At 65.1% G+C, this 22,088-nt stretch carries 20 protein-coding genes and 1 tRNA gene; 16 read left to right on the forward strand and 5 right to left on the reverse strand.

Features of this window, described 5'->3' with window-relative positions; translation table 11 throughout:
* Positions 1-64 precede the first annotated feature (64 nt).
* Positions 65-1,159, forward strand: a complete 1,095-nt coding sequence (locus ACFQX9_RS04800; protein ID WP_085384731.1) for an adenylate/guanylate cyclase domain-containing protein — start codon at positions 65-67, stop codon at positions 1,157-1,159.
* A gap of 81 nt (positions 1,160-1,240) precedes the next feature.
* On the opposite strand, the gene ACFQX9_RS04805 is transcribed toward ACFQX9_RS04800, so the two are convergent.
* From ACFQX9_RS04805 to tsaD, 3 genes are read right to left on the reverse strand one after another with little or no spacing between them, the layout of a single operon-like run.
* Entirely contained in the window at positions 1,241-1,654 is a 414-nt protein-coding gene (locus tag ACFQX9_RS04805; protein ID WP_026233864.1) for an EVE domain-containing protein, read from the reverse strand.
* A gap of 2 nt (positions 1,655-1,656) precedes the next feature.
* Entirely contained in the window at positions 1,657-2,637 is a 981-nt protein-coding gene (locus ACFQX9_RS04810) for an NAD(P)H-dependent glycerol-3-phosphate dehydrogenase (protein WP_377786827.1), read from the reverse strand.
* Positions 2,638-2,639: 2 nt separating this feature from the next.
* Positions 2,640-3,713, reverse strand: coding sequence for a tRNA (adenosine(37)-N6)-threonylcarbamoyltransferase complex transferase subunit TsaD (gene tsaD, locus ACFQX9_RS04815; protein WP_085349209.1), 1,074 nt, complete (start codon positions 3,711-3,713; stop codon positions 2,640-2,642).
* A gap of 162 nt (positions 3,714-3,875) precedes the next feature.
* Here tsaD and ACFQX9_RS04820 point away from each other — a divergent pair, with 162 nt between their 5' ends.
* From ACFQX9_RS04820 to ACFQX9_RS04850, 7 genes are all read left to right on the forward strand, one after another.
* Positions 3,876-4,622, forward strand: coding sequence for a uroporphyrinogen-III synthase (locus tag ACFQX9_RS04820; RefSeq protein ID WP_377786829.1), 747 nt, complete (start codon positions 3,876-3,878; stop codon positions 4,620-4,622).
* Between the two features lie 69 nt (positions 4,623-4,691).
* The gene (locus ACFQX9_RS04825) at positions 4,692-5,969 is read left to right on the forward strand and encodes a COG4223 family protein (protein ID WP_377786831.1); all 1,278 of its coding nucleotides are present in this window, start codon (positions 4,692-4,694) and stop codon (positions 5,967-5,969) included.
* A 36-nt stretch (positions 5,970-6,005) separates the two neighbouring features.
* Positions 6,006-7,805, forward strand: a complete 1,800-nt coding sequence (locus ACFQX9_RS04830; protein WP_377786833.1) for a heme biosynthesis HemY N-terminal domain-containing protein — start codon at positions 6,006-6,008, stop codon at positions 7,803-7,805.
* A gap of 100 nt (positions 7,806-7,905) precedes the next feature.
* A tRNA-Thr gene (locus tag ACFQX9_RS04835) sits at positions 7,906-7,981 on the forward strand.
* A 243-nt stretch (positions 7,982-8,224) separates the two neighbouring features.
* Positions 8,225-9,289, forward strand: coding sequence for a hypothetical protein (locus ACFQX9_RS04840; protein WP_085354594.1), 1,065 nt, complete (start codon positions 8,225-8,227; stop codon positions 9,287-9,289).
* A 175-nt stretch (positions 9,290-9,464) separates the two neighbouring features.
* Positions 9,465-10,607 carry a hypothetical protein gene (locus ACFQX9_RS04845; protein ID WP_377786835.1) on the forward strand — a complete coding sequence of 381 codons (1,143 nt, stop codon included), beginning with the start codon at positions 9,465-9,467 and terminating at the stop codon, positions 10,605-10,607.
* Between the two features lie 104 nt (positions 10,608-10,711).
* Positions 10,712-11,095 (forward strand): hypothetical protein, encoded by a 384-nt coding sequence (locus ACFQX9_RS04850; RefSeq protein WP_085348532.1) that lies wholly within the window; start codon positions 10,712-10,714, stop codon positions 11,093-11,095.
* A gap of 75 nt (positions 11,096-11,170) precedes the next feature.
* Here the strand turns inward: ACFQX9_RS04850 and ACFQX9_RS04855 are convergent, their stop codons facing one another.
* Positions 11,171-12,217 carry a polysaccharide deacetylase family protein gene (locus tag ACFQX9_RS04855; RefSeq protein ID WP_085348538.1) on the reverse strand — a complete coding sequence of 349 codons (1,047 nt, stop codon included), beginning with the start codon at positions 12,215-12,217 and terminating at the stop codon, positions 11,171-11,173.
* Positions 12,218-12,472: 255 nt separating this feature from the next.
* Here ACFQX9_RS04855 and ACFQX9_RS04860 point away from each other — a divergent pair, with 255 nt between their 5' ends.
* Both ACFQX9_RS04860 and ACFQX9_RS04865 read left to right on the forward strand, forming a co-directional pair.
* Entirely contained in the window at positions 12,473-12,784 is a 312-nt protein-coding gene (locus ACFQX9_RS04860) for a hypothetical protein (RefSeq protein ID WP_018459734.1), read from the forward strand.
* A gap of 180 nt (positions 12,785-12,964) precedes the next feature.
* The gene (locus tag ACFQX9_RS04865; protein ID WP_085348531.1) at positions 12,965-13,177 is read left to right on the forward strand and encodes a hypothetical protein; all 213 of its coding nucleotides are present in this window, start codon (positions 12,965-12,967) and stop codon (positions 13,175-13,177) included.
* A gap of 24 nt (positions 13,178-13,201) precedes the next feature.
* Here the strand turns inward: ACFQX9_RS04865 and ACFQX9_RS04870 are convergent, their stop codons facing one another.
* Complete coding sequence (locus tag ACFQX9_RS04870; RefSeq protein ID WP_377786838.1) at positions 13,202-14,890, reverse strand: MFS transporter; 1,689 nt, start codon at positions 14,888-14,890, stop codon at positions 13,202-13,204.
* 150 nt (positions 14,891-15,040) lie between these two features.
* On the opposite strand from ACFQX9_RS04870, the gene ACFQX9_RS04875 reads away from it, so the two are divergent.
* From ACFQX9_RS04875 to ACFQX9_RS04900, 6 genes are all read left to right on the forward strand, one after another.
* Complete coding sequence (locus tag ACFQX9_RS04875) at positions 15,041-16,408, forward strand: hydrolase (RefSeq protein ID WP_377786840.1); 1,368 nt, start codon at positions 15,041-15,043, stop codon at positions 16,406-16,408.
* 34 nt (positions 16,409-16,442) lie between these two features.
* Positions 16,443-17,810, forward strand: coding sequence for a cytochrome P450 (locus ACFQX9_RS04880; protein ID WP_085348528.1), 1,368 nt, complete (start codon positions 16,443-16,445; stop codon positions 17,808-17,810).
* A gap of 50 nt (positions 17,811-17,860) precedes the next feature.
* On the forward strand, positions 17,861-19,270 hold the full coding sequence (locus tag ACFQX9_RS04885; protein WP_377786843.1) for an adenylate/guanylate cyclase domain-containing protein: 1,410 nt from the start codon (positions 17,861-17,863) through the stop codon (positions 19,268-19,270).
* Positions 19,271-19,557: 287 nt separating this feature from the next.
* Entirely contained in the window at positions 19,558-20,046 is a 489-nt protein-coding gene (locus tag ACFQX9_RS04890) for a TerB family tellurite resistance protein (RefSeq protein ID WP_377786845.1), read from the forward strand.
* A gap of 231 nt (positions 20,047-20,277) precedes the next feature.
* A complete protein-coding gene (locus ACFQX9_RS04895; protein ID WP_026233870.1) occupies positions 20,278-21,057 on the forward strand; it encodes an SDR family oxidoreductase in 780 nt (259 codons plus the stop codon).
* A gap of 129 nt (positions 21,058-21,186) precedes the next feature.
* On the forward strand, positions 21,187-21,981 hold the full coding sequence (locus ACFQX9_RS04900; RefSeq protein ID WP_026233871.1) for a glutamine amidotransferase: 795 nt from the start codon (positions 21,187-21,189) through the stop codon (positions 21,979-21,981).
* Positions 21,982-22,088: the final 107 nt, after the last annotated feature.

A 22,088-nucleotide genomic window follows, 5' to 3' on the forward strand; every position in this document is an offset into this window, starting at 1 on the left:
CGCTCGAGCGGCCCGTCAAGGATTGCCCGTGACAAAGACCGCCTGCCTTCGTCATGATCGGGCCATGCACCTCTCGCCGACACTCGCCTGGCTTGTCGATGCCGCCGCCGATAGCGCCGGCGCCGACCGCCTGCTCGCGGACCTTGGCGCACATCTGGTCGCCGATGGCGTGCCGCTTGCGGCGGGCAGCCTGACGCTGGAGGTGCCACATCCGCTGATCGCGAAACGGACCTGGTTGTGGCGCGCGGAGAACGGCCGGGTGATCGAAGCGCTCGGCTTCGCACCAGGCGGCCTCGCGCCCGACCCGCCCAACGATGCCGGCCGCCGCTGGCTGCGCGACATCGCGGAGGGTGAAGTGCACGAAGATTTGGTCGGACGGCCCGACGGGCCGTTGCTCGGCTGGATCGGGCCGCGTCCGTTCACCGCGGACGAGACCGAGCAATTGCGCCAGGCCGCGCGCTTTGCCGCTACACCCCTTGCCGTACTTGCCGCGCGTGCAACGTTGCGCGCGACGCTGGATGCCTATCTCGGCAAGCGCAGTGCGGAGCGGGTGCTGGCGGCACCCCTGCGGCGCGACCTCGGCGAGACCATACAGGCCGCGCTGCTCTATGCCGATTTGCGCAACTTCACGCTCCTATCGGAAACCAATCCGCCTGCCGAGGTCATCGCGGCGCTCGATGCCTGGTTCGATCGCATCGCCGGCGCGGTCCACGCCTTCGGCGGCGAGGTGCTGAAATTCATCGGCGACGGTGTGCTCGCGATCTTTCCGGTGGTCGGGCCGTCACCGCGCCAAGCGTCCGATGCAACTCTGCGTGCCGCGCGCGCAGCCGAAGCCGGGATGGTGTATCTCAACGCGGAGCGCCGTGCTCAAGGTCTGCCGCCGCTCGCGTTCGGCGCGGCGCTGCATCTCGGCGAGATGCTATGGGGTAATATCGGTGCCGCCAATCGGCTGGATTTCACCGCGATCGGTCCCGCCGTCAATCTCGCCAGCCGGCTCGAAGGATTGTGCAAGCCGTTCGGCAGAACCGTGCTGGTGTCGGGCGCGCTCGCCGCCGAGACCGACATGCCTCTGATCGCGCTCGGATCGCATTCGCTGCGGGGCATCGCCTCGCCATGCGAGGTGTTTGCGCTGCCGGAGACGCAAGCTCCGACATCGTAGCCCGGATGAGCGTAGCGACATGCGGGATCGCAGCAGTAGTCCGGGATATTGCTTCGCTCATCCGGGCTACAGCACCTAAGCCTACATCCCGCCCATCTTGCAGACGAGCTTCCATTCCTCGGCCGTCACCGGCTGCACCGAAAGGCGCGAATATTTCACCAGCGCCATGTCGGCGAGTTTCTTCTCGGCCTTGATCGCGGCCATCGTCACCGGAATCTTCAACGGCTTGTCGGCCTTGATGTCGACGCAGACGAATTTCTCGGTCTTGTCGGTCGGATCGGGGTAGGCTTCCTTGATAATCTCCGCGATGCCGACGATCTCCTTGCCCTCGTTGGAATGATAGAAGAACGCCTTGTCGCCCTTCTTCATGGCGACGAGGTTCTGGCGCGCGGTGTAATTGCGCACGCCGGTCCAGGCTTCGCCCTTGGCGCCTTTCGCCACCTGCTGGTCCCAGGACCACACCGATGGTTCGGATTTCACCAGCCAGTACGCCATGTTCATTCCTCCGCCTTGAAAGGTCGCGTCATGAGCCCCGAGATCGCGGCGTCGATCGTGCTTCTGCCGGTCAGGATCGATGCGACGGCTTCCGATACTGGCATTTCGATGTTTTGCGAAGCCGCGAGCTCGATCAGTACCGGCGCGGTGAATTCGCCTTCGGCAAGCTTGCCGGCGGGCGGCTGCTCGCTGCGGCCAAGCGACAGGCCGAGCGCAAAATTGCGCGATTGTGGGCTCGAGCAGGTCAGGATCAGATCGCCGAGGCCAGACAAGCCCGTGAGTGTTTCGCTGCGTGCGCCGAGCGCGCGGCCGAGGCGTGTCAGCTCGGCAAAGGCGCGGGTGGTAAGTGCGGCCTGGGCGGAAGCGCCGAGCTTGCGCCCGACCGCGATGCCGACCGCGATCGCCAGCACGTTCTTGGCGGCGCCGCCGATCTCGACGCCGCGGACATCGGTGGAGTGATAGGGCCGGAACGTCGGCGAGCCCAGCGCCTGCACCAGGTGGCTCGCCAAGGCGTCGTCCTTTGCGGCCAGCGTCACCGCCGTCGGCAGGCCACGCGCGACATCGTCGGCAAAGCTCGGGCCCGACAGGATCGCCGGCTGCGCGTGAGGCGCGGCCTCGGCGATCACGTCGGTCATGAATTTATGGGTGCCGTGCTCGATGCCCTTGGCGCAGGCAACGATCGGCACCGGCTTTTCCAGGTGCGAGGCGAGCATGTTGACAGCACCGCGCAGATGCTGCGCGGGCACTGCGATCAGCAGCATGTCCGCGCGTGCGGCGAGGGCCAGGTCGCTCGTGACGATGATCTCCGGCGCAAGCCGCACGCCCGGCAGCCGCGGATTGTCGCGGCTCGATGCGATTCGCGTCGCGTGCTCGGAATTGCGCGCACACAGCGTCACGTTCCGTCCGGCCCGCGCCGCCACCATCGCCAGCGCCGTGCCCCAGGCGCCCGCGCCGATCACCGCGACAGATCGGAACGCTGTCATTGCTAGAATCCCGCGCGTGTCTTGCCGTATCCGGCCGGTGCCGTCGCGTTCGCATCGAGCAGCCAGCGCGCGCGAGGCTGTGCTTCCATCGTGTCGGTCATGCCTAGCGCGAGACGTTCCGCGCCGGCCCAGGCGATCATTGCACCATTGTCGGTGCAGAGCGCCGGCGGCGGCATGATCAATTGTGTTCCGGCTTTCCTCGCAACGTCATGCAGCGCGCCGCGGATCGCCTGATTGGCGGCGACACCGCCGGCCGCCACCAGCGCACGCGGTGCACCGAACTGCTCGCGGAAGAGTTTCAGGCCGACGCTCAGCCGGTCGGCGGTGGAGTCGAGCACGGCGGCCTGGAAGCTCGCGCAGAGATCGTTGACGTCCTGCGGTGTGATCTCGGCCAACCGGCTTGCTTCGTTGCGCACCGCTGTCTTCAATCCCGAGAGTGAGAAGTTGGCGTCGGGGCGTCCCTGCAGCGGCCGCGGAAACGCAAATCGCGCGGCATCGCCGTTGGCTGCCGCGCGCTCGACCTGCGGGCCACCCGGATAGGGCAGCCCCAGCATCTTCGCCACCTTGTCGAAGGCTTCGCCGATCGCATCGTCGACGGTGGTGCCGAGCCGCACATACTGTCCGACGCCGGTGACGGCAACGATCTGGGTATGGCCGCCCGAGGCGAGAAACAGGCAATAGGGAAATTCGAGTGCGTCGGTCAGGCGCGGTGTCAGCGCATGCGCTTCCAGATGGTTCACCGCGACCAGCGGCGTGTCGTGCACCATCGCGATCGCCTTCGCGGTGGTGAGCCCGACGATGACGCCGCCGATCAGTCCCGGGCCCGCGGCGGCCGCGACACCGTCGAGCTGGGCGAAGTCGATGCCGGCCTCAGTCATGGCGCGGTCGATGATGCCGTCGAGCAGGTCGACATGGGCGCGGGCCGCGATCTCCGGTACCACGCCGCCGAAGCGGGCATGCTCCTCGACCTGCGACCACACGATATTGGACAGGATATTGCCGCTGCCGTCAGGCGCACGCTCGATCACCGCCGCGGCGGTTTCGTCGCAGGTGGTTTCGATGCCCAGTACCAGCATTGGCGAATTGTTATCCAATTTGCGCCCTTCCCGCCCCTTGCGCTCATCCGCAAAGCAGAGTTCTGGTACGTCCGGTAGCATTCCGGGGTCGGCCAACGCAATCGTCACGCGCTGCCGTTCCTCGTGAAAGCGCCACCGCCACGTGGTTCGGGAACACAAGCGATGTCCATTCTTGTCACACGGCCGCATCCCGACAATGAGGCGACGTCGCAAAATCTGCGTGCACGGGGGCATGTGGTGCTGCTCGCGCCGGTGCTCAAGTTCGAGCCGGTCGCCTTCCATGACGAGAGTGAAACGAGCTACAGCGCCGTCATTGTCACATCGGCCAATGCGATCCGTGGCGTCGCATCGCAATTACCGGACCTTGGTCTCCTGCAGCTGCCGCTGTTCGCGGTCGGCGAGCACACGGCTGCCGCCGGGCGCGATGCCGGTTTTGCCGAGGTGATCGTCGCCGGTGGCGATGCCGCTGCCCTGCGCGACAAGGTGATGCAGAGCGCGCGCGACAAGCGGCTGAAGAAAAAGAGCACGTTGCTCTATCTCGCGGGCGCGGATCTGTCGCGCGACCTCGGCGGGGAGCTGGGCGCCGAAGGCTTCATCGTCATCACGCAGACGACCTATCGCATGGCGCCAGTCAAGCTGTTGCCGCGCGATGTCTGTGAAGGCTTTGCCGCCCATGGGATCGAGGCGGTGCTGCACTACTCCCGGCGCAGCGCGCGGGCTTTCCTGGAGGCCGCGCGGGCGGAAGGTGTCGAAATCTCGGCTCTGGCGATCCCGCAGTGCTGCCTGTCCGAGACGGTCGCCGGCGTACTGCGCGAGGCCGGTGCCTCGCAGGTTCTGGTGGCGGCGACGCCGGACGAAAATGCCTTATTTGACACCTTGGAGCGTGCTTTGCGCACCCGTTTGGCGTAAGAGGTCGGGCCGAATCCGACGCAATCGGGTCCGTTCGTTTAGGGCAGGTAAGTGTGAGGAACCGTCACGATGGCCGACGACAAGCCTGAAGACGCAGGATTGGCTCCCGAGTCCGGCCGCGCCAAGCGCATCCCGCCCACCATCGACCTCGAGGCGACGGAAGTCTCGACTCAGCCGCAGCAGGTGACGGGCGAGCCTGAGGCTGGGGCAGCGACCGAACAGGCCGCGCATGAGCAAGCCAAATCTGAAGAGGGCAAGTCTCAAGAGGAAAAGTCTCAAGAGGAAAAGTCTCAAGAGGTAAGGTCCGAAGAAGCTATTGCCGCGCCGCAGCCCGAACCTGCCGAAGAAGAGTCTTCCGTTGCGTCCGCGTCGGTATCGCCGTCGATTTCACCCTGGGTTATCGCTCCGTTCTCCGGCGCCGTCGCAGCCGCAATCGTGATCGCGGTCGGCTGGATGCTGGGCTGGCCTGCCGTGCAGGCGCCGCCGGCTGCTCCGCAAGTGACGGGCGCAACCGTCGAGGCGCTGAGCGGGCGCGTGGCCGCGGTCGAAGCCAAGACGGGCAAGCCGGCCGCCGATCCAGCCATGGTGGCGCGGATCGATGCGCTGGAGAAATCCGCAACGAGCCTGCGCAGCGAGATCGCCAATCTGCGCGCACAATCCGACAAGACTGCCAGCGCCCTGAACGACGCGACATCGGCGCCGCGCGCTGCCGCGCCCGATCTTGCCGCTCTCAACGACCGCCTCGCTCAGCTCGAACGTGCCAGCAAGACCGAACGTGCGGAACTCGCACAGCAAAGCGAGAAGATCGCCGACGCGAAAACGATGGACGACAAGCCGCTGCGCCATGTGGTGGCGGCGGCCCTGCTCGACGTCGCCGTTCGCCACGGCGATGCCTACGAGTCGCAGCTCGCCGCCGCGCGGTCGCTGGCAGCAAAGCCGGAGATGCTGAAGCCGCTCGACACCTTTGCGTCGTCAGGCATTCCGACGCCGGTCGCCTTGAGTCGCGAGCTCCTCAACATCGTGCCAAAATTGTCGCCGCCGGCGGAAGCTCCGGCCAGCGGCACCGGAATCGTCGAGCGCCTTCAGGCGGGGGCGTCGAAACTCGTCCGCATCGAGCGTACCGACGGGGTCGGCAACGATCGCGGCGCGATCGTCGCGCGGGTGACGGCGGCTGCGTTGCGCAACGATTTCGTCGAGGCGCGGCGCGAGTTGAAAACGCTGCCCGAGGCCGATCGTGCACCGGCGCAAGCTTGGCTCGACAAGACCGATGCCCGTGACGCCGCGCTCGCCGCGTCACGCAAATTCGCCGACGCCGCCATGGCGGATCTCGTCAAGCCTGGTCAATAAAGGTTCGCGCAACAATCAGCGCGTATAGGGATCGTCATGCTTCGCATCGTCCTCTTCCTCGTTCTGATCGCACTGGCGGCGGCCGGCGCGGCCTGGGTTGCCGATCAGCCCGGCGACCTCGTCCTGACTGCGGGCGCTTTCCGCGCCACAACGACGCTTCCCCGCTTCGTGTTCTTGCTTGGTCTCTTTGCCGCGGCAGTCGTGCTGGTCTGGAGCCTGCTGACGATGGCCTGGCGCGCTCCGGGGCGTCTGCGCCGCCGTCGTCACGAAAAGCGCCATGCTCGCGGCCGCCACGCCATCACCCACGGCCTGCTTGCGATCGGCCATGGCGACACCGCGCTTGCCCGTCGCCACGCCGATACCGCGCGGCGGCTGGCCGCAAACGATCCGCTCGCGCTTCTCTTGCATGCGCAATCGGCGCAGCTCGAGGGCAATCGCGACGAGGCCCAGCGCGTCTTCCGTGCCATGGCCGAGCGCGAGGACACGCGCCTGCTCGGCCTGCGCGGCCTGTTCATCGAGGCGCAGCGCGCCGACGATGCGGTCGGCGCCGTGATGATCGCCGAGGGAGCGATCAAGCTGTCGCCGTCCTCGACCTGGGCCTCGCATGCGGTGCTCGGCTTCCGCTGCGCGCGCGGCGACTGGAGCGGCGCGCTCGCGATCCTCGATTCGAATCTGTCCGCGGGCCTGATCGACAAGCAGGCCTATCGCCGCCAGCGCGGCGTGCTGCTCGCCGCTCGCGCGCTGGAATTGGAAACAATGGACCGCGACGTCGCGCGCGAGAGCGTGATGCAGGCGGTCAAGCTCGCGCCGACCCTGGTTCCGGCCGCAGTGCTCGCTGCAAAATTCGAGAGCGAGGCGCATCAGGTGCGCCGCGCCATGAAGCTGGTGGAAACCGCCTGGCTCGCCAATCCGCATCCTGATCTTGCGGATGCCTATGCGCATGTGAAGCTCGGCGATTCCGCGCGGCAGCGCCTGCAGCGGGTCGAGACGCTTGCGGCCAAGATTTCTGCCGACAAGGCTGGCTATATCGAGGGCCAGCTGGCGATCGCGCGCGCCGCGATCGATGCGTCCGAGTTTGCCCGTGCGCGCGCGGTGCTGGCGCCTTACGTCAACGATCCCACCCAGCGCGTGGCGTTGCTGATGGCCGAGATCGAGCGGACCGAGCATGGTGACGGCGGCCGGGCCCGCGCCTGGACCTTGCGCGCGGTGCGCGCCCGCCATGATCCGGCCTGGACTGCGGACGGTTATGTCAGCGACCGCTGGCGTCCGGTTTCCCCGGTCACCGGCCGTCTTGACGCCTTCCAGTGGCAAACGCCAGTCGCGAGTCTTCCTTCCGACAAAGGCGCCATGATCGAATCCTCGGCCTTCGAGGAAGCGATGCTGGCGGCTCCGCCGCCGAAGCGGGTGACGGCGGCCCCGAGCGAGAGCCCGGTGGAACCGGCTGTCATGGCGCCGGATCCGGTGCCCGCTCCGCAGGACAATTCGCCGCCCCTTGAAGCCCAGGAAATCTTAAAGGAAGCCGTCGAGGAGACCGCCAAAGAAACCGTCAAGGAAGAGCCGGTCGTCACGCCCGCCGAGCCGCTCAAACCGGCCCCTGAGATCGCCGAATCATCGTCCGCGGCGGCAACGCCGGTGTTCCGGACCCGCGCCGACCTCGGCAAACCTGCACAAGCACCTATTCCCGCCGTCATCCCGATCGTCCGCGCCCCGGATGATCCCGGTATCGACGACGAGGGCCCGAGCGATGAATTTACGGAACAAATCGGCACGCCCAGGGACCACGCAAAGGCCCAGGCCGGCGGCTGGCGCGGATTCTGGTCTCGCTGGGGCGGGTGAGCGGCATATGGGAGCCGGCTCCACCTTGCCAATTCGGGCCATGCCCGATATCAGGAGCGCGCGTAACGGGACCGGCCTCGCGCGGGCCCCGGCACGGTTCGCCGCAATAGCTCAGTTGGTAGAGCACGTCATTCGTAATGACGGGGTCGGGGGTTCGAATCCCTCTTGCGGCACCAGCGCCTTGATTGTCCGGCCCGAAGACATGGGTAACGGAACGTACCTAAGACATGGGTGACAGCCTCGTTGTCGAGACGTTGCAGGGTTTTCTGCTCCAGGTCGAAATATCCCAGATCATAGTGCATGAAGCTGACGAGCCAAATGCTTCGCGGCCCGCGTGTCGCGCGCTTTGGTCATTTGCCTTGGATTGACAGCGCGTCCGGACGGCCGAAACTACAGGCAACGGGGCGGCGCGAGGCAGCATGCACGATATCCTGGTGGTTGGGCTCGTCGCGCTGACGTCCGGCGCCATTGGTCTTCCGTTCTCCCTGCTTCTGCCGTCGGACCAGTTTGCTGTGCGCTGGGCGCTCGCGCCGCCGCTTGGCTTCGGCCTTCTCGCCGCAGGTACCGCGGTCCTGTATCTCTCCGGCGTCGCTCCGTGGGTGACGTTGCCTGCGATGGCAATCGCCGGTCTTGTCATTGCCGCTGCAATACGCTTCCCGGCGCTGCGTCGGCGGCCTGAGCCATCGCCCGGACGATGGCTCGCGATGGCGATAGCGATCACGGCTATTGCGATGGTGTGTCTTGCTCCCGGCTGGACCGGAGGCGCGCGCTTCCGCGTTTTCCAGGCCAACGTCTACGATCATATGTTGTACGTGGGATCGTCGGTCTCGTATCGCGTGCTCGACTACGCAACCCTGGCCATCCAGGGCGCGGACGAGCCGAACTCCAATCCAATTTCAGTGATGGCACTGAAGTTCGTCGACTATCGCGGCGCCGTGTCGATGATCCATGCGGCAATCGCCGCTATCAGTCGCGGCGATGTCGTCGATTACGCCTATCCGTATATGGTCGGCATGCAGCTCAACATGCTGTTTGCCGCGCTGTTCGTCTTTGTCAACGCGCTCTCGATGCGGCGCTGGCTGGCGTTTGCGTGCGCCGCCGCGCTCACGATCGGCTTCTTCGAACAGTACGTCTTCGATACCAACGCCTGGTCTCAACTTGCGACGCAGCCGATCTTCCTGCTTCTGCTCGCATTCGTGGCGTTCGCCTTCGATCGCAATCGCTTTGGGCAAATGCCCGGCTCGATCATGCGGTTGGGAGCGGTCTTTGCGGCGTTGATGACAGGCGCGTTCTTTCTCTATCCGGAATCGCTGACGATCTACGGTCTCGCCGCGGCGGTTGCGGCCGCGATGGGCTGCTGGCATCGCGCCTCGCGCAAGGCCTTGCCCGTGCTGCGTCAGGCCTGGCGGCAGGTGTGGGAATATCGCTGCTCGCGTGCATCCCGCTCTGGTCCGGCACGGTTGCCTATGTCGTCCGCCAGCTGAGTCATGCAGCGATCAACCCGCCCGACTGGTGGAAATACTATCAGCGCTACCTGTTCGGCAGTGACGCGACTTTCTCGATGTCATCGGCAGCCCCGACAGTCGTATCGGAGAACTGGCGAACGCCTGGTTCTCATTGCCCGTCGAATCCGCGCTTGCGGGTCTCGGCCTCTATGCGGTGCTGCCGTCGGCGGGTTGGCCCGCCGCGGTGGCGGTTGCGTGGAAATTGCTGCTCTATGGCTTTCTGTTCGTGCTGTTGAGGGGCATCGCAAGAACCGCGTGGACGATCTGGCGCGCCGAGCCGGACGGAAGCGTCGCGCGGCTCCTGGCAGGCAGCCTTGCCGGATGCCTCATGCCGATTGCCATTCTCGCGGCCGGTCATGGTTGGGCCGCGGGCAAGGGCCTGGCCATGGCGACGCCGATGCTCTTCACGCTTGTCATTGCTCCCTTGGCGCGCTTGGTTCCCTTGGCTGCGAATCGGTGGAATCCGGGCGCCGTCGCCGCCGTTGTCGTCGTCGTTGCTGTTCACCTCGGCCTTGGCATGTTGCGGCCGCTGCTGGTGATGCAAGCGGTGGGCGCGAGTCTTCCGGGGCTTCCGACCGCCGCCGCGCAGGTCAACGCGCAAAAGGCGACGTCTCTCGACTGGGACTACAATCGCTTGTCGGCGGACATCAGGAGCTGCAACGCACTCGTCATCGATGTTGCGAATCCGATGATGCACAATTTGTTGCGCCGGCTCGCAGCGGAGCTTCGGGTGCCCTGGGCGGCGCCGCGAATCATGTCCGGGCCCGCCACGGCGGGGCGGCCGTATTTTCCCGAAGGTTTTGAAAAGTTCGACTGTCTGGTGGCGTCCGGGCGGCTCACTGCCAATCCGGGGCAGCGGCTGATATCCGTGGCCGCAGACCGGTCTTCGCGCGAATTCATGGATGGGCAGCGCAATGAGCTTGAGGTCGGCACGGAAGCCCCGCCGGGGATCGCAACGCACGGTCTTTTCGGCAGGGAAATCACCCCTGGGGGTGCGCTGCAATGGGCATCACCGAGCGCGCGTCTCGAGATTCCGAACAAGCCTGTGATGCCGGCGCGCGCATTGAAGCTCGAATTGTGGCCGATGCCGATCTCCGGAAACGAGTTCCTGGTCAAGATCAATGGGCGTGAGATCTACAAAGGCGTCGTGCCTGCGGGCCCGTTGTCATTTCCGCTGGATCAGTTTGCAGGCGACGAAACGCTCGTGGTCGAGCTGGACACCAATGCCGTCACGCATTTTCCGGGCGATCCCCGCGACCTCGGTTTTGCGATCCGGGAGCTGAGTGTTCGCCGCTAGCCAATCAACAGATGCGAGGGATGCCGCCGGCGTGATTCGCGTCACATTACCCCGAGCGCGGCTCCCCCAGTGTCCAGCTCACGCCAAACACGGGGAGATTTCATATGCGCAAGATCATTCTGGTGACCGCCATGGTGCTGGTCTCTGCCTCTGCCCAGGCCGGAGGCCCGCGCAGCCTGTCGCTGTCCGCGGTGAGCGAGCCGGCTTCGGTTCAGCAAACGGCGCCGGCGCTTGCCGCCGCGCCGACGCAGGTGAGCGAAGCAGCGCCTGCCGCCGAAGCTCCGAAATATCTCGATCGCCCGCCGGCGGTGTCGCTCAATGCGCCCGCGGCGGTTGCCACACCCACGACCACGACGGCCTCAGCGCCCGCGACGACGACGCAACCCGCCGCGAAGACAACGGCCAAGGCAGACAAGCCGAAGCACAAGCGCAGCTGGACCGAAGGCCGCATCATCAGCGAGCTGCATCGCCATGGCATCTACTGGTAAGATGCCCGCTCTCAAAAGGATATGGCCGGGACAAGCCCGGCCATCACGCGAGAGTTTTGAATCTGATCGGGCGCGTTACTGCGAAACCGTCTGCACCACGCTCCCGATCGGACGCGCGCTCGAGGTCGGCACCTTTAGGTCCTTCAGCAGCGCCTCGTCATATTCCGGCAGCGACTGGAGGGTCGTCTTGGCCTTCATCTGCACGATCTTGTAGCCGCCCGCCTTCAGCCGCGCGAGCAGCGCGGGCATGGCTTCGCCGGTGTGCTTCTGGAAGTCGTGCATCAGGATGATGCCCTTGCCGAGCTTGTCGAGCCTGGTCATCACGGTCTCGATGATCTTCTCCGGCGTGGCGCCCTTCCTGAAATCGAAGGAGTCGATATCGGTCGAGAACATCGCGACGTTTCGGGTGCCGAAATAGCTCACGATCGCCGGATTGTGCTGGAGCTGCGGGAAGCGGAAGAACGGCGCCGGGTTGGTGCCGAGCGCGTATTTCACCGCGCTAATGCCCTTTTCGACCTCGTCCTTGGCCATCTGCTCGGTCATCTTCTTGCCGTTCAGATTGACGTGCGACCAGGTGTGCGTGCCGACCGTATGGCCCTGGGCCAGCACCTGGCGCAGGATCTCCGGGTGGTAGGTCGCATGCTTGCCGACCGAGAAGAACAGGCCCTTGGCGCATTCGTCCGCGAGCGCCTTCAGTACGGCGGGCGTGTTGACCGGCCAGGGGCCGTCGTCGAACGTCAGCACGACCTCCTTGTCGGTGAGGAAGTCGAACTGCTTGAAATGATCGAAGCCGAAGCCCGGACCGCCGGTGGTGTCGATCTCGACCACGCGGGAGACGCCGAGCGCGTTGGGATTGGCGCAGGTCGATTTCTGCTGAACCGGCATCGGCGCGGGTGCGGGCGCCGGGGCGGCTGCCGCCGGCTTGGCCGCAATCGCGGCCGTGATCGCGACGTCGTCCTTGGCGGCGAGCTTCGCCTGTGCCGGCAATGGATCGGCGGCACGGGCGGCAATCGTCTTGGGAGCGGCCTGGTCGGCGCGCGAGGAATAATAAAACCAACCGCCGGCGGCAATCACGACCGCCGCAACTACACTGGCCAGCATCAGGCCCAACGCATTACGCATCGCCATTCTTTCCAATTACGCAACCAAACCGGCGGAATTTCCCGCTCGACGAGCCATTAATGCGAAGGAACAGTTAACGTGACACCAACACGACAGCGGATATGGAGGAATTTCAGCGAGGTGCGCCAGCGTGACCGAGGTCACAGAGGGTGAGCCTCCCGTGACCGTCATCACAGTCGGAACTGTTTTGCTGGAGCATGGTCAATCCCATCAACAACGGCGGGCCCGCTTCCGCGGTGCCAATGGGAGCTTCAAATGACCAACTCGCTGAACATCAAGTCCTTAAGTAGCAAGATCCGCGACGTCAGCCTGGCTCTGGGCTTTGCCGCCATCCTCTCGATCGCCTCGACCGGCTCGAGCTTCGCCTTCTCGTCCGAAGCGCAGCAGCAGTGCACCGGCGACGCTTTCCGCCTGTGCTCGTCGGAAATCCCGAACATCCCGAAGATCACGGCGTGCATGATGAAGCATCGTTCGGATCTGAGCGCCGGTTGCCGTGCGGTGATGGACAAGGATCTCGCCAAGGGCGGCGCGTCACGCAAGGTCGCTGACGCCCAGGACAGTCAATAAGAGTCGATCAGTAACAGCAACGATAGCGTCGTTGCGTCGGTTAGCTCCCCTCGCGATGTGCCCCGGCGTGATGCCGGAGCGCCGCGGCGGCGCAAGCCCGTCTGCCAATAAAGCCGTTGCGGCTTCGGGATCGTCGCTCTAGCTTCGCCCGCACATCTTCCGGGTAAGAGGCATTACGCGATGACCAGATTTCTTTGCATCATTCCATTGATCCTGTTTGCATCGGCTGCGTCAGCGCAGCAGCCCGGTCACGACGCCTGCGCGCGCGACGTCACGCGCTTCTGCCGTCCGGTGATGAACAATGGCGATGGCGCCGTGCTCGCCTGCCTCAAGCAGAACCGTACGCGGCTCACCAAGGGCTGCGACAAGGTGCTGACGGATCACGGGCAGTAAGACGTCGCTACGGACTCGCAAAACCTAAGTGCTGCTTCCCGCCGCAGTGGCGACCACGGGCAGCACCTCACTTGCTGCCTGGTCCGGCGTCTCCTCTTTCCAGCGCACTGAGCCGAACGGACGCTCGAGCATGCGGCGGATCCGCACCGGATCCGGGCCGATGTGGAAATCGATCGCCTCCTGATGCAGCGCGCGTTCGGACTGGGTCGAGCGGTTGCGCTGGCGCAGATAGTCGAGCCAGGTCGGGCAATGATAGCGCTCGGTCCACAATTCGGGATCGGCGATGTCGCGCGCGATCGACCAGCCATAGGCGCCGTTGCGCTGGCGAGAGAGCTGCACGTTCTGCATCACGTTGTGAAAGGCGCGGGCGTTCTCTTGGGCGACGCGGTATTCGATCTCGACCACCAGCGGCCCGCTGCGCGCCGTGAGCGACAGTTTGACTTCCGGATCGGCCAGCAGATCGGCGTCTTCGTTGCGGGCGCCGACGCGCGGCATCGTGAGCCAGATCCCGAGCACCGGCGAGATCAGCATCAGGCCGGCGGCCGTCAGCAGCGCTACCTCGACGCCGGCATAGTCGGTGAGATGGCCCCAACCCCAGGCGCCGATCGCGATGCCGCCGGAAATCGAAGCCTGAAACGCCGCGAGCGAGCGGCCGGCGACCCAGCGCGGCGCCGAGAGCTGCACGCCGATATTGAACAGCGCGATGGCGGCCATCCAGACCGCGCCGGCGAGCACCAGCGCAGCCGCGGTCAGCACCGGCTCGGTGCTCACGGCGAGAGCGGCCATCGCAAACGCCATCGAGATGGTGCAGGCGCGGATCGCGGCTTCGCCGCTCATGCGCTTGCGCAATTCGTGGATGTTGAGCGCGCCGATCACAGCGCCCATTCCGAAGGCGCCGAGCATGATGCCGTAGGTTTGCGCGCCGCCATGCAGCAGATCACGTGCGACCAGCGGCATCAACGCCATGATGGCACCGCCAATCAGGCCCATCACCAGCGTGCGCAACAGCACGATCTTGATCGGCGGCGAATTGGTGATGTAGCGGAAGCCCGATACCATGGCGCGGTTGAGCTTCTCCCGCGGCAGGCGCGAGGGTTCGGTGTTGCGCCGCCAGAGCAGCAGCACCACCAACAGCGGCAAATAGAGGATCGCGTTACACGCGAACGCCGCGACAGCACCGAGTGCGGCGACGATGACACCGCCGACCGCAGGGCCGAAGCTGCGGGCGATGTTGTAGCTGATGCCGTTCAGCGCGACGGCTGACGGCAGTGCATCGGGCGGCACCTGCTCGCTGACCGAGGACTGCCAGGCCGGACCGAACAGTGCGTTGCCGCTGCCGACGACGAAGCAGAAGGCGAGCAGCGTTTCCGGGGAAATGAAGTTGAGCCAGGCCAGGACCGTGAGTGCGGTCGCGCCAGTCAGCGCGATCATGAGCGCGATCAGGGTGACGATACGGCGGTCATACATGTCGGCGATGGCGCCCGCCGGCATCGAGATCAGCATGATCGGCAGCATCAGGGCGGTCTGTACCAGCGCCACCTTGTCCGCCGAGGCCGCCATCTGCGTCATCGCCCAGGCGGCGCCCACGCCCTGGATCAGCAGGCCGAGATTGGAGAGCAGGCTGGCGAGCCAGATGCGCCGGAACACGGTGTACCGTAGCGGAGCCATGATGCCGTCGGCGTCAATTTTCTGACGGTTCGTCTGCTCGGTCATATCCCCTTCCAAATGGGCTGGCAGAAGTGGCGTCGGCGTGGTCTTTGGGCGATTTCGGCAAGTTCAGTGATGCCCGCGAAAGTCCTTCGCTGTCCAGTGGTTAGGCCGGTATAAGCGGTGCACAGAGATGCTTTTGCCGGGGAGGAACAGATGAAGCTGTCACGACGGATGATCTTGCAAGGTGCCGGCAGCTTGCCCTTCGCAATTGCGAGCTTGCGCACGGGCGCATTGGCTCAATCCGCACCCACTGCGCCGAGCGAGGTGCCGCCAATCCTGTTCGTCCACGGCAATGGCGACTACGACGCGCTCTGGATGACGACCTTGTGGCGGATGGAATCCAACGGCATTGCGCGCGATCGCATGCATGCGATCAATTTCAACGATCCCAATGCGCGAAGTGACGACAAGGTCGAGCAGGCGGGCCGCTCCTCGACCGAGGACCAGCGCCGCGAGCTCGCCGCCGCCATAGCCGAATTGAAGCGCAGCACCGGCGCCGCCCGCGTGGCGCTGGTCGGCAGCTCGCGCGGCGGCTATGCCATCCGCAACGTCATCAAGAACGGCGGCGCCGGCGATGTCAGCCACGCCGTGCTGTGCGGCACGCCCAATCACGGCGTGTTCGCGACTGACGACCAGCCCAACAGCGAGTTCAACGGCCGCGGCGCGTTCCTGCTCGGCCTGAACGAGGGCGAGAGTGAGGTGACGCCGGGTGTTGCCTTCCTGACCTTGCGCAGCGACGGCATGGACAAATACGCGCAGGCCGATGGCCGCTTCATCGGCAAGCCCGGCACGCCGACCGGCGTCAGCGTCGAAGGTCCGGAGTTGAAGGGGGCCACCAACCTCGTGCTGGGCGCACTCGATCATCGCGAGGTGGCGTTTCACCCCCGAGCCTTCCGCGAGATCTATAAGTTCATTGCCGGCCGCGAGCCCGCGCGAATCTCGATTGTGCCGGAGCAGAGCGTCAGGCTGAGCGGCCTCGTGACGGGCACACCGGGCGGTGCGCCGACCAATCGGCCGGTGGCCGGTACAACCGTCGATATCTTTCGGGTTGATCCTGAAACCGGTGAGCGCAAGGGCAGCGCCGTGCACAGCGCGAAGACCGGCGCCGACGGCCGCTGGGGACCGGCGCAGGTCGAACCTTCCTGGTCGCTCGAATTCGCCCTCGCAGCGCCGGATGCGCCGACGACGCACATCTACCGCTCGCCCTTCCCGCGCTCGTCCGACGTCGTTCACCTGCGCGCCGCGCGCCCGCTCGGTCCCGCGGACAAGGACGCCGGGGCCGTCGTGATCATGTCGCGTCCGCGCGGCTATTTCGGCCTGCCGCGGGACGTGGTGCTGCTCGACGGCAAGGAGCCGGCGGACGTCAAATCGGGTGTGCCCACGGATTCGACAGCAACACTGCGCCTTCCGGCCGGCGAGGTCGGGCGTAACATCGTGGCCGAATTCAACGAAGAACGAATTGTGGCACGCGCCTGGCCTGCCTCCGAGAACAGGATTGCGATTGCCGAGCTGACTTACTAGCTAACTGCCTGCGCCACCCCTCCGGGAGAGAGCCATGAACATCGCCAGCGTGCGTCGGCCCATCGTCCCTCCGACGCCGCCGCGAGCGCCCGACGACATGTCGTTCCTCGGCCGGCTTGCCGTGATCAAGCGGAATATGATCGCGACCTGGGGGCAGCGCGCCTATGAGGAAGACGTCATTGAGGGCCGCTTCTTCTTCCGCAACAGCTTCATCCTGAACCGGCCGGATGCGATCCGGCATGTCCTGCTCAGCAATTACGAGAATTATTCGCGTACTCCGGCGGGCATCCGCATGCTTCGTCCCGTGCTCGGCGACGGTCTTCTGATTGCGGAGGGCCATTCGTGGACGTTTCAGCGCCGCACCCTCGCGCCGGCGTTCACGCCGCGTGCGACAGCAAATCTCGTTCCGCACATGACGGCGGTGCTCGACGAGACCATCGCAAAGCTCGACGGGCGAACGAGCGAGCCGGTCGATCTGCGCGAGATCATGCAGCGCATGACGCTGGAGATCGCCGGCCGCACCATGTTCTCGTTCGGCATGGACCGGCATGGTCCGACCTTGCGCAACTTCGTCATGGAGTATGGAGCCCGACTCGGACGGCCGTACTTGCTCGACATGGTGCTGCCGCTGTCCTGGCCGAGTCCGATGGATTTTGCCCGCGCCCGTTTCCGCAAGCGCTGGACCGAATTCGTCGCGATGCTGATCGCCGAGCGGCGTGAGATGGGCAAGAAAGACGGCGCGCCGCCGCGCGATCTTTTCGATCTCATGGACGAGGCGCGTGACCCTGAAACCGGCAAGGGCTTTTCGGACGAACAGCTGGTCGACGAAGTCGCGACTATGATCCTCGCGGGTCACGAGACCACGGCGACCGCGCTGTTCTGGGCGCTCTATCTGCTCGCGCTCGATCCCGATACGCAGGAGGAGATCGCCTCCGAGACCCGCGGCGAGCACCTCGACAGCATGGCCGACATCGATCGGCAGAAGTTCACCCGCGCCGTGATCGAGGAGACCATGCGGCTTTATCCGCCGGCCTTCCTGATCGCCCGGGCCGCGCGCGAGAAGGACAACGCGGCCGGCGTCGCCATCGGCAAGGGCGACATCATCATGATCGCACCGTGGCTGCTGCACCGGCACGAGAAGCTGTGGGATCAGCCGAACGCGTTCATTCCAAAACGCTTCATGTCCACGGAAGCGCCCGATCGATTCGCGTATCTGCCCTTTGGCGCTGGTCCGCGCGTCTGCGTCGGCGCCCCCTTCGCGCAAGCCGAATCCGTGCTGGCGCTGGCCCGGCTGATCGGTGCGTTCCGTGTCGAGCTTGCCGATACCGGCCCTGTCATTCCGCTCGGTGTCGTCACGACCCAGCCGGACCGTTCGCCGCTGTTCCGCATCACGCGTCGGTGACAGGCGTTCGCCTGGCCGACGGCGTGATCCACTCCAGATAGAGTTGCGCCATGAGCGATATCCAGGCCCAGTTTTCCGTTCTGAAGCAGACCGCCGATTCGAAAGTGGTCGATGCGATCGCGCGCCTCATCGAGGACGGCGAAGATCACGAGCTCAACCGCGTCAATGTCCTCGATTTCGCGAAGCAGCACGGTTTCGATGAAGAGCACGCGATCTCGGCATTCCTGCATTCGGCGCGGCTCGGCCTGTTCGATCTGGGCTGGAATGTGCTGTGCCCGGGCTGCGGCGGCGTGTTGGGTGCGCACTCGACCCTGAAGGCGCTCAAGCCAGACGATTATCATTGTGCGCTGTGCGCCTGCGGCTACAAGGCCTCCGTCGATGATCAGGTCGAAGTCTCCTTCACCGTCAATTCACGTGTCCGGCGCATTGCGGCGCATGATCCCGATACGCTTCCGGTGTGGGAGTACTTCAAGCAGGTGTTCTGGAGTTCCGGCGTCGACTTCAACAAGGAATCGTTTGCGACGCTCGCCAACGAGGTGACGCTGGACACGATGGAGCTCCCGGCCGGCGAGAAGGCGACCATGTCGCTGCAACTGCCGAACGATTTCATCATCATCTTCGAACCGGTGACGCACGCGGCGCATTTCATCGACGTGCAGGGCGAGCCCACCAAGGACCGTCAGCAGCTCGCCATCATGTACAACAGGGTGCAGGCGCCGACGGGAACCACGACCATGCGGCCGGGCCCGCTGCGGCTGTCGCTGGAGAACCAGGCCGGCGTACGCGTGCTGCCGTCGGTGTTCATCGCGGCCGAGGCGCTCCATCACCTCATCGGCAAGCGCAAGCCGTTCCTGACCGCCAAGCGGATGCTGTCGAACCAGACGTTTCGTGATGTGTTCAAGGCGGACAATCTCAGTCTCGACCAGCGGCTCCAGATCACCTCGCTGACCTTCCTGTTCACCGATCTGAAGGGATCGACCGCGCTCTATGAGCGCGTCGGCGATCTTGCCGCCTTCGACCTCGTGCGCGCGCATTTCCATGCGCTGCTCGAGATCATCTCCTCCGAGAAAGGCGCGGTGGTGAAGACCATCGGCGACGCCGTGATGGCGACCTTCGTCCGTCCCGAGCATGCGATCGCAGCGGGTTTGCGGATGCGCGCGGCGATGGACGAGCTCAACAAAAAGCGCGGTACTGCCGATCTCATCGTCAAGATCGGCATCCACGAAGGTCCGTGCCTCGCGGTGATGCTGAACGAGCGGCAGGATTATTTCGGCCAGACCGTCAACATCGCCGCCCGCGTGCAGAGCCTCTCGACCGCGCAGGAGATTCACATCACCGGCCCGGTGCTGGATGCGCCGGCGGTTGCCGAAGTCCTCAAGCAGCGCGAAATCAGGCCGATCCAGAAGCAGGCCGCACTGCGCGGCATCGCCGACAAGATGGTGGTGTACGAGATACCGTGACTGGTGTCGTCCCGGCGAAGGCCGGGACCATACCGCGTGATTTCCGAAACAGGCTGGATGGTCGTTGCCAAAGCCTTCGCCAAACCGCAGCCTGTGGTTATGGGTCCCGGCCTTCGCCGGGACCACATGTGCGCACTTGCCTTGCCCTACTCCAAAATCACAGACTCAGATTGCCGAAACGTAATGCGACGCGCGGAACTGACGCACGTTGCGCCGGTTGAATTTCCTACTCATATAATGCTGGTAGCGGTCGCGCTCCGCGGCTTCATCGATTTCGGTAGGACCTTATGCTCGACGGCCTGCGCCAATTCATCGCCGACATTGTTGCTCCCCATGCCCAGGACCGCGCTTTCGGTGACGGTGATTACCGGCTGGCGGCGACCGCGCTGCTGGTTCACGTGATCTCGCTGGACGGCCAGCCGACGGCTGCCGAGCAGCGCAAATTGCACAGCCTGATCGAAAGCCACTTTGGGCTCGATCGCGGCACCGCGGATCGTCTGATCGCGGATGCGACGGAGGTCGAGGGCGAGGCGGTCGACCTCTATCACTTCACCAGCATCATGATGCGCTCGCTCGACGAAGAGGGCCGCAAGCGGGTCGTCCAGATGATGTGGGAGCTGGTCTATGCCGATGGCCAGGTTACCGAGTTCGAGGATAATGTGGTCTGGCGTGCCTCCGACCTGCTCGGGATTTCGCAACGCGACCGGATCGACCTGAAGCACGCGGTCGCAGATCGTGCCGGTGGTCAGGTCAAGAACAGCGCGGTCGGTGGGTGATCATTGCCAATACCGCCAATTGGCGGTTGTGCGAACCACATGACGAAACTTTAATGTAGCCTCGGGGCTGCCCGGGTTCCGGTTTTCCCCTGTAAAAACGGGGTTTTCCTGCTTCCCCCGTTTCCCGCTCAGGTGGCTATGCGGTGGACGCCGCTTGCCTGTCGCGCACGGCCTATGCTCTCGTTCCAGCATTGCGGCGCCAAAAAAACTTCAATTCAAGAGATCTTGATCGTGACTGAGCGGGTAACGTTGATCACCGGTGCCTCGGCGGGCATCGGCACGGAGCTAGCGCGTGTGTTCGCCGCGAACGGACACCGTCTTGCGCTGACGGCGCGACGCGCGGACCGGCTCGAGGCGCTCGCAAACGAGCTCGCTGCCAAGGGTGGCAAAAAGCCGATCGTGATCGCCTGCGATCTTGAGGATGCGGATGCCGGCGAGAAGATCGCCGCCGCACTCGCTGCCGAAGGCGTCGAGCTCGATCATCTCGTCAACAATGCCGGCTTCGGCGTGTTCGGCGACGCAATTGAGCGCGACCGCGTCGAGCAGGTCGGCATAGTGGATGTCAATGTCCGGGCTCTGACGGATCTGTCGCTGCGCTTTGCCGATCAGCTGATCAGGAACAAGGGTGGCCTTCTCAACGTCGGATCGGTCGCCGGCTATCTGCCCGGCCCCGGCATGGCGGTCTATTACGCGTCCAAGGCCTATGTCATTTCCTTCACCGAGGCCTTGCGGGCGGAGCTTGCACCGCACGGCGTTCGCGTCACCGTACTTTGCCCGGGCCCGGTGCCCACCGAATTCCAGGCGCGCGCCGGCGTTGGGTCCGGACATGATACGGCCCTTCTCAATGTTCCTGCCGCTGAGGTCGCACGACAGGCCTATCGCGGCCTGATGGCCAACAAGCGGGCCGTGCTCCCCGGTCTGGGCATCAAGATTGTGCCATTCGCGCTGCGCTTCTTCCCGCGCGGCTTCATCCTGTCCGCCACCAGCCGGTTTCAGAGACAAAGACGCTAGAGGGAGCTCTCGGTCGGTCGTGGCCCGGAGCTTGCTTTCTATCGGGAGTGTGTGTGTGCGCAAACTCACACGAAATTAACGATCGCTTAGTTATGCTGGCGGTCAGAACCGATAGCAGTCGCAGAGACCATGTCGTTCCGGACGGACAGATTTGGTGGCGCAGATGTGGTGCCCTTCCCCAGAAGGACGCCTGATGTCGCCGCCTTCGAAACCCGGTTGCCGGTTCTGATCATCCTGCATCAGGAATCCTCGACGCCCGGCCGCGTCGGCAATGCGCTGCGCGCCCTTGGCCACCGCCTCGACATCCGCCGTCCCCGCCTCGGCGATCCGCTGCCTGAGACCCTCGACCAGCATGCCGGCGCTGTGGTCTTCGGCGGTCCCATGAGCGCCAATGATCCCGACGACTACATCCGCCGCGAGATCGACTGGATCGAAATTCCGCTCCGCGAACAGCGGCCGTTCCTCGGCATCTGCCTCGGCGCGCAGATGCTCGCGAAGCAGTTAGGGGCCCGCGTCGCGCCGCATGCCGATGCGCTGACCCAGATCGGCTACTACCCGATCCGCCCGACACCCGCGGGACACGGGCTCTGCCCGAATTGGCCGGCACGGGTCTATCACTGGCATCGCGAAGGCTTCGAGCTGCCGGTTGGCGCTGAACTGCTTGCCGAAGGCGATGATTTTCCGGTGCAGGCGTTCCGCACCGGCAACGCTTTCGGCGTGCAGTTTCATCCTGACGTGACCTACGCCATGATGCATTGCTGGACCACGCGCGGCTATGACGGTCTCAGCGCGCCCGGCGCGCGGCAGCGGCATCATCATTTCGCGGACCGTGCCGTCTACGATGCCGCGGAACGCGCCTGGCTTGATCAATTCATCGACGGCTGGCTGGCGCGTCGGCCGTTGCTGGCGCAAGCCGCCGAGTGATCGCGCCCTCCCAGGCCGTTGGCACAAGCCCTTGTCTCATCCCTTGATATGCTAGGCTCATGTCAACGAGCGCGCGCGAAACTGCGCCGGCAGACAAAGGGAGAGCA

Source organism: Bradyrhizobium sp. GCM10028915, assembly GCF_042666195.1.
Classification (GTDB): Bacteria; Pseudomonadota; Alphaproteobacteria; order Rhizobiales; family Xanthobacteraceae; genus Bradyrhizobium; species Bradyrhizobium canariense_D.

What these genes read in the sequence shown, in the direction of transcription:
- ACFQX9_RS04800 (WP_085384731.1), top strand. Translation starts at nt 65, where the DNA reads ATGCACCTCTCGCCGACACTCGCCTGGCTTGTCGATGCCGCCGCCGAT.
- ACFQX9_RS04900 (WP_026233871.1), top strand. Translation starts at nt 21,187, where the DNA reads ATGTCGTTCCGGACGGACAGATTTGGTGGCGCAGATGTGGTGCCCTTC.
- ACFQX9_RS04840 (WP_085354594.1), top strand. Translation starts at nt 8,225, where the DNA reads ATGCACGATATCCTGGTGGTTGGGCTCGTCGCGCTGACGTCCGGCGCC.
- ACFQX9_RS04825 (WP_377786831.1), top strand. Translation starts at nt 4,692, where the DNA reads ATGGCCGACGACAAGCCTGAAGACGCAGGATTGGCTCCCGAGTCCGGC.
- tsaD (WP_085349209.1), bottom strand. Translation starts at nt 3,713, where the DNA reads ATGCTGGTACTGGGCATCGAAACCACCTGCGACGAAACCGCCGCGGCG.
- ACFQX9_RS04875 (WP_377786840.1), top strand. Translation starts at nt 15,041, where the DNA reads ATGAAGCTGTCACGACGGATGATCTTGCAAGGTGCCGGCAGCTTGCCC.
- ACFQX9_RS04810 (WP_377786827.1), bottom strand. Translation starts at nt 2,637, where the DNA reads ATGACAGCGTTCCGATCTGTCGCGGTGATCGGCGCGGGCGCCTGGGGC.
- ACFQX9_RS04860 (WP_018459734.1), top strand. Translation starts at nt 12,473, where the DNA reads ATGACCAACTCGCTGAACATCAAGTCCTTAAGTAGCAAGATCCGCGAC.
- ACFQX9_RS04820 (WP_377786829.1), top strand. Translation starts at nt 3,876, where the DNA reads ATGTCCATTCTTGTCACACGGCCGCATCCCGACAATGAGGCGACGTCG.
- ACFQX9_RS04885 (WP_377786843.1), top strand. Translation starts at nt 17,861, where the DNA reads ATGAGCGATATCCAGGCCCAGTTTTCCGTTCTGAAGCAGACCGCCGAT.
- ACFQX9_RS04870 (WP_377786838.1), bottom strand. Translation starts at nt 14,890, where the DNA reads ATGACCGAGCAGACGAACCGTCAGAAAATTGACGCCGACGGCATCATG.
- ACFQX9_RS04865 (WP_085348531.1), top strand. Translation starts at nt 12,965, where the DNA reads ATGACCAGATTTCTTTGCATCATTCCATTGATCCTGTTTGCATCGGCT.
- ACFQX9_RS04890 (WP_377786845.1), top strand. Translation starts at nt 19,558, where the DNA reads ATGCTCGACGGCCTGCGCCAATTCATCGCCGACATTGTTGCTCCCCAT.
- ACFQX9_RS04850 (WP_085348532.1), top strand. Translation starts at nt 10,712, where the DNA reads ATGCGCAAGATCATTCTGGTGACCGCCATGGTGCTGGTCTCTGCCTCT.
- ACFQX9_RS04880 (WP_085348528.1), top strand. Translation starts at nt 16,443, where the DNA reads ATGAACATCGCCAGCGTGCGTCGGCCCATCGTCCCTCCGACGCCGCCG.
- ACFQX9_RS04855 (WP_085348538.1), bottom strand. Translation starts at nt 12,217, where the DNA reads ATGCGTAATGCGTTGGGCCTGATGCTGGCCAGTGTAGTTGCGGCGGTC.
- ACFQX9_RS04830 (WP_377786833.1), top strand. Translation starts at nt 6,006, where the DNA reads ATGCTTCGCATCGTCCTCTTCCTCGTTCTGATCGCACTGGCGGCGGCC.
- ACFQX9_RS04805 (WP_026233864.1), bottom strand. Translation starts at nt 1,654, where the DNA reads ATGGCGTACTGGCTGGTGAAATCCGAACCATCGGTGTGGTCCTGGGAC.